The sequence below is a fragment of the Candidatus Margulisiibacteriota bacterium genome, assembly GCA_018822365.1.
In the GTDB taxonomy this organism is placed as follows: domain Bacteria; phylum Margulisbacteria; class WOR-1; order O2-12-FULL-45-9; family XYB2-FULL-48-7; genus XYB2-FULL-45-9.
On the sequence record JAHJKL010000037.1, the window covers coordinates 1 to 6,231 of the forward strand.

At 50.6% G+C, this 6,231-nt stretch carries 6 protein-coding genes; all 6 read right to left on the bottom strand.

Going from position 1 to position 6,231, the window contains the following annotated elements; genetic code table 11:
* On the bottom strand, nucleotides 1-617 hold a 617-nt coding region (locus KKF06_02660), incomplete at its 3' end, for a hypothetical protein (protein ID MBU1616671.1).
* Between the two features lie 122 nt (nucleotides 618-739).
* Nucleotides 740-2,248: a sigma 54-interacting transcriptional regulator gene (locus KKF06_02665; protein ID MBU1616672.1), complete on the bottom strand. Its 1,509-nt coding sequence runs from the start codon at nucleotides 2,246-2,248 to the stop codon at nucleotides 740-742.
* Nucleotides 2,249-2,297: 49 nt separating this feature from the next.
* Nucleotides 2,298-3,191 carry a PAS domain-containing protein gene (locus KKF06_02670; protein MBU1616673.1) on the bottom strand — a complete coding sequence of 298 codons (894 nt, stop codon included), beginning with the start codon at nucleotides 3,189-3,191 and terminating at the stop codon, nucleotides 2,298-2,300.
* Nucleotides 3,188-3,787, bottom strand: a complete 600-nt coding sequence (locus KKF06_02675; protein ID MBU1616674.1) for a hypothetical protein — start codon at nucleotides 3,785-3,787, stop codon at nucleotides 3,188-3,190. Before KKF06_02675 ends, KKF06_02670 begins: the two co-directional genes overlap by 4 nt.
* On the bottom strand, nucleotides 3,787-5,385 hold the full coding sequence (locus KKF06_02680) for an NAD+ synthase (protein MBU1616675.1): 1,599 nt from the start codon (nucleotides 5,383-5,385) through the stop codon (nucleotides 3,787-3,789). Before KKF06_02680 ends, KKF06_02675 begins: the two co-directional genes overlap by 1 nt.
* A gap of 21 nt (nucleotides 5,386-5,406) precedes the next feature.
* The coding region (locus KKF06_02685; protein ID MBU1616676.1) for an FAD-dependent oxidoreductase at nucleotides 5,407-6,231 on the bottom strand (825 nt) is incomplete at its 5' end.

Here is a 6,231-nt window from a genome sequence, read left to right on the forward strand (position 1 = left end):
ACTGAAGTATTGGCCGAAAAAACGTACGAACCGCCGATAAAAGCAGCTCCGAGCGCCGACTTCGTCCCGGCATAATCAACGCATAGCCAAATCTTGTCGGTCACCGCTTTATCCCAGGTCACGATCACACCGGCGTTATCCTTAGCGCCGTTGGTATCGACCAGCAGCTTTTCATTACCCAGGAAATAACCGGCCGAGAGCCGCCCAAAAGCAAAGGTCTTGGCGGCAACCCCGTAGACTACATTCAGATCGGTCACGCCCGGCTGCAGACCAAAACCGAACCCGCCGATCGCCAAAGCCGGCATCATCTCTCCTTCAGCTAAACCGTATTTCACGTTGAAGGCTAACGAACTCCCCGGCGCGCCCGGCGGCAGGAAAGAATCGACCCCCACTTCCAAACCAGGCAGCAGCCCGTAGGTCAGGCCCAAATCGGTCTGGAACTGGTAGCCGCCTGAACTCCGGTCCTCAACAGTATAATAATCATCAATTCCAAAATGCCAGCCCCCAACCCCCTGGATATCGGTCGACGGGTTCCAGATCTGGGTCGACGGCGTAGCCGAAGCACCACCCACTAACAACAAAAAAACCGCAAAAACCGCAAGCACCATATTTTTCATGTCTGATCCCTCCTTACCCCTAACAAAGCAATTCTATTGCCTGAGCATAACAGAGGGGTTAACGAGAAATATTGATACGTTATTGTATGTTGACCTACGTTATTGTATACATAAGAGGGGGCTTAAGCTGTGATCTTATACTTAGCAATTTTGTACCCAAGCATTCTTTCGGTCAAGCCCAAGACCTTTGCGGCGGATCGCTGGGTCCGATGAAGCTTCAAGGCTTCCTCAATCTTTTGCTTTTCCAGCGAGGCGACGATCTCCGGCAACAAGGCGCCTTGGACACTGAGCTCAAACTCTTTAAGGGAGGTCAGGTTTGACGGCAGTTCTTTAGGGGTAACAATCTCCTTCTGACAAATTACCGCTGCCCTTTCAATAATATTCTCTAATTCTCTAACGTTACCGGGGAAAGCATACGCCATTAAACAATCCAGCGCCGCTCGATTGATCCCTTTGATCTTTTTTTTGTTTGTCTTGCCAAATTTATCAATAAAATAATCAACCAACAGGGGGATGTCTTCTTTTCTTTTCCGCAATGGCGGCAGGGTAATTGGAAAAACATTTATCCGGTAATATAGATCTTCACGGAATTTTCTTTCCCTGATCATCTCTTCCAAATTGCGATGGGTCGCACAAATAATCCGAACATCAACCTTGATCGCTTGAGACCCACCTAGCCGTTCAAACTCCCGCTCCTGCAGGACCCGCAGCAGTTTGACCTGGGTAGAAATGGTCAAGTCCCCTATTTCGTCAAGAAAGATCGTCCCGCCGTTGGCCAGCTCAAAACGACCCGCCCGGCGCTCTTGCGCTCCGGTAAAGGCGCCTCGTTCATAACCAAACAATTCAGATTCCAGAAGGTTTTCCGGCAAAGCGGCGCAGGCAACTTTTATGAAAGGCTTTTCGTGTCTCGGACTGGCATAGTGAATTGCGGACGCGACCAGTTCCTTCCCTGTCCCGGATTCACCGCCAAGCAGAACAGTCGCGGAGCTATCGGCCACCTGGACCGCCCCTTCCATCACCGCCTCCATAACTGAAGAACTATAAATAATATTGCCGAATTTATACTTCCCCTTTAACTCTCTTTTCAATTTAATGTTCTCTGAAACGACTATTTCCTTGTCCTTTTCCGCCAGTTCGCGCAGCTTGACCGCCTGGCCGACCATCGCGGCGATTATAGTTAAAACCCGGATATCTTCCTCATAAGAAACCGCCCCTTTGAACAGCCGATCTACCGAGAGGGCGCCAATAACTTTATTTCCGACTTTAATGGGTACGCAAAGGAAGGCAAATTTTCTCTCTTTGAGGTTTCGTCTCGCCTGGGTCCGGTTCAAAAACAGGGGCTCGGCTTCAATGTCGGGGATAACCATCGGCTGCCCGGTCGCCACAACCCGTCCGGTGATCCCCTCACCGATCTTATATCGGCCGCGTTCTTTTTCTTCCCTGGTCAGGCCGGATGCAACCTCGATCCGCAGGTCATTGGTCGCTGGATCGACCAGCGTAATAGTCCCGCGCTGCATCTCCAGTGAATCAGCCAGGACCATTAAAATGGAGTTCAGGGTCTTCTCCAGATCGAGCGAAGCGGCCAGCGCCGCGCTGACCTCAATTAGCGTTTCAACAAAAGTTTGCCGCATTTCACATCCCCTACAATATTGTATATCTTACTACATCTTTGTAAGACAATCAAGAAGAGGCGTACCTGGGAGGGCGGCCCAACTCAGTCAGCAGCTTATCGTTCTCTTTTTCCAGTTCAATCATCCGCAGTTCGCGGCCAACCGCCAGCGAATGGAACTCTTCGAGCTCTTTGACCTTTTTTTCCAGCTCCGTCGCGGCGCGTCGCCGCTCGGAAATATCCTGCGAAACCACAAAAATACCGTCAGCCATCGGCTGAATATTAAGCTCAAACCATCCCCGGCTTCCATCGGGAAAAACAAACTCGTTTTCCATCCGGAAAGGGACACGCTGTTCCATACAGCGCTTGAGCCGCGAAAACATCTCGGTTTTTTCGATCCCCGGATAGGCCTCCATCATGGAATGACCCAGAAGTTCTTCTTTTTTTCTCTTTCCCTGCCTGGCGCACACATCATTAACATAGAGGTAGCGCCAGTCATACCCGATGATCTGAAACCCTTCAAGCATCGAATCAAGAGTGTTGCGATATCGCTCTTCCAGTTTAACCAGTTCTGTTTCGGCTTTTTTGGACTGGGTCAGGTCAACTATAGAAGCAAAAAAGCCGACCACAACATTTTGGTCATCCCGGCGCAACAGAGTACTGATCAAGACCGGATAGGTTTCACCGCTCTTCTTTTTAGCCATAGATTCCCGGTTAACCACCTTTCCGACCCCGATCGTTTCCCTTCCTATTTTTTCCGCCAGATCAACGTTGTCAAAAAGATCGACATATTTTTGGCCAATGATATCTTCTCTGGCTTGGCCAAAATATTCTGCCGCCGCCTGATCAGCGTCGGTAATGATCCCAACCGGGCTGACATGGACGATGGGGATCGGCAGAAAAGCCCACATATCCTCCATATAATCGGCGATCTGGAGCAGTTCAACGTTAGTTTCAGCGGTCATTTATCCCACCAAAGCTTAAACTCATACAGCGCTCCCTCCGATTCCGTCGAGCTAATTAATTCACAAAATACGGGCTTCCCGGTCGAATACTCGGTCACCCGGCGCAAAAACCCCTGTAGATAGTTGATCCATTTGTCCGATAAAACTAAACCTTTAATTTTAACTAAGGCATAATTGTCTCCCTCCTGGTTCATGGTCTCCAGTTCCCCGCTTGTGTAGTGCTTCTTCCAAACCAACGGGGCCTGTTCGATCGTTTCTTTGACTGAAGCAAAATATTTGACCACCCATTTCATTAAAAATGATAATTTAGGAGCGGTATACCCCATTTCTTCTACTTCCGCCCGGGACATATTGAAAGTATCAACAATGACAGACATTGAAAGGACCCTCTGGCCAAGCGGCAGCCAGGCCAGAGCTTTGATCTTTTCATATTCAATCGGGTATCCGAGAACACATAAGGCTTCCTTTACTTTGGCTAACCCTTCGGCGCCCCACCTTTTCCTAACATATTCTGCATCTGTTAAAAACGCCACCCCCCTAGCTTCGCCCTGATATTTTTTCATTATTTCGTCTGCCATCTGTTTTGTTAGCGCCATTATTTCACCTTTTCCTTGTATTTATTTGTTATCGGTAGCCGCCAATCCTTCCCAAAAGCCCGCGAGGTTATCCGGGGCCCGGGCGGCGCCTGGCGGCGCTTATATTCGGCCCGATCGATCATACCGGCTACTCTAGCCACCGTCTCTCTTGGACAACCAAGTTTAACAATTTCCGCCACACTTTTGTTTTCTTCAACATACTCCTTGATGATCCGGTCGAGCAGTTCATATTCGGGAAGGGTGTCCTGGTCCTTCTGGTTTGGCTTAAGCTCGGCGGTCGGCGGCCGATCAATAATTGATCCGGGAATTACTTCCCGCTGGGCATTGCGCCAGTCCACTAACCGGTAAACCAGGGTTTTTGGCACATCCTTAAGTACCGCGTATCCACCGGCCATATCTCCGTAAAGGGTGCAATATCCAGCTGACATTTCAGACTTATTTCCGGTCGTCAGGACCAGCCAGCCAAATTTATTGGACAGGGCCATCAGGTAATTGCCGCGGATCCTGGCTTGCAGGTTCTCTTCGGCAATGTTCTCCGGCCGGCCTTTAAACAACGGCCGAAGCTCGCTCAAGGTCCGTTTAAACGGCTCTTTGATCGGCAGTGTTTCCATTTTTGCTCCAAGACGGAAAGCAGCTTCTTTCGCGTCGGTACAACTCTGCCTGGAGGTGTAATCAGAAGGCATAAAAATGGCATGGACCCGCTCCGGCCCCAGAGCGTCGGCCGCGATCGCCAAAGTCAAAGCAGAGTCGATCCCGCCCGACAATCCGATCACTACTTCGGAAAAACCGTTTTTATTAACATAATCCTTAACTCCAAGGAGAAGAGCGTTATAAACCTCTTCCTCATCGTCCAGCCAGGGAGAAACCTTTCCCCCATCTTTTAAATCAACAAAAAGCAGCTCTTCGCGATATTGTCCGGCGGCCGCGATCAACTTCCCTCGCGGGGAAGCGACCATACTTCCGCCGTCAAAGACCAGCTCGTCCTGACCGCCGACCATGTTCACATACACGACATAAGCGCCGGTCCGTTTCGCTCTGGCCCTGACCAGCTTTTCCCGTTCGCGGACCTTCCCGCAATGATATGGCGAAGCGTTAATGTTGAGAATAAGCCTGGCTCCCTGACGGGCTTCGGTCAGATACGGCCCCGGATCGACCCAAAGGTCTTCACAGATGAGAAGTCCGATCTTTGTTCCCCGATAATTGACGATTGCCGGCTTGTCCCCCTCCGCAAAATATCTTTTTTCATCAAAGACCGAATAATTTGGCAAATTTGCTTTGTGATAGATCGTTTTGATCTTACCATCAGCAAGAAAAGCGGCGGCGTTATAGAGTTTGCGTCCTCGTTTATCGACAAAACCCAGACAGACCGCGATCCCTTTGGCGGCAGCGGCAACACCTTTTAGCCAGGACAGGTTGTCATCAATAAATTGCGGTTTTAAAAGAAGGTCTTCGGGAGGATAACCGGTCAGGGCGAGCTCCGGGAAAATTATCAGATCGGCCGCACCAACTTTAGCCCGGTTTATATGGTCAATGATTTTCCGGGCATTCCCTTCAAGGTCGCCAACGGTTGGGTTGATCTGGGCTAAAGCCAGTTTCATTTGCTGAAATTATACCTGATATCAGCGGCTCTGGCCAGCAGCGCGCAAATATGAGTCAATCTCCCTGGCCGCCCGCTTTCCATCCCCCATCGCCGAGATAACCGTCGCCGAACCGCGGACAATATCTCCTCCGGCAAAAACACCCGGCAAAGAAGTGGACTGCGCATCATTGATAATTACTCCCCCCCGTTCGTTTACCCGCAGCTCCTGGTTCCGATGAGGGATAAGTGGGTTTGGCGAATTGCCGATCGCGACGATAACCGTGTCGATCGGCAGTTTGAACTCGGATTGCGGGACCGCTATCGGTCTGCGGCGGCCGCTCTGATCCGGTTCCCCCAATTCCATTTTTTCGCACTCCATTTCCTTTACCCAGCCGGACTGGTCCGGATTAAGAGCGATCGGAGCGGTCAACAAATGGAACTTCACCCCTTCTTCTTCACAGCGGACAATCTCTTCCCGGCGGGCCGGCATCTCCCCCCTGGAGCGACGATAAACGATCAGCGCTTCTTCCGCACCCAAACGGAGAGAAACACGGGCTGAATCCATCGCCACGTTCCCCGCTCCGATCACCGCGACCCGCTTGCCGATCTTGACCGGAGTTAAATATTCCGGGAACTTGTAGGCTTTCATCATATTGACCCGAAAAAGAAATTCATTGGCCGAATAAACTCCCGGCAAGTTTTCGCCGGGAATGCCCAAAAAGTTCGGCAGGCCGGCCCCGGAACCGATAAAGACCGCCTGATAATCATTTAACAACTCATTGAGATCATCGACTAAATGGTCGGAAACGATCTGAACGCCGAGGCTTTTAACATACTCCACTTCCAGGTCGACGATCTTTTTCGG

What these genes read in the sequence shown, in the direction of transcription:
- KKF06_02680 (MBU1616675.1), bottom strand. Translation starts at nt 5,385, where the DNA reads ATGAAACTGGCTTTAGCCCAGATCAACCCAACCGTTGGCGACCTTGAA.
- KKF06_02665 (MBU1616672.1), bottom strand. Translation starts at nt 2,248, where the DNA reads ATGCGGCAAACTTTTGTTGAAACGCTAATTGAGGTCAGCGCGGCGCTG.
- KKF06_02675 (MBU1616674.1), bottom strand. Translation starts at nt 3,787, where the DNA reads ATGGCGCTAACAAAACAGATGGCAGACGAAATAATGAAAAAATATCAG.
- KKF06_02670 (MBU1616673.1), bottom strand. Translation starts at nt 3,191, where the DNA reads ATGACCGCTGAAACTAACGTTGAACTGCTCCAGATCGCCGATTATATG.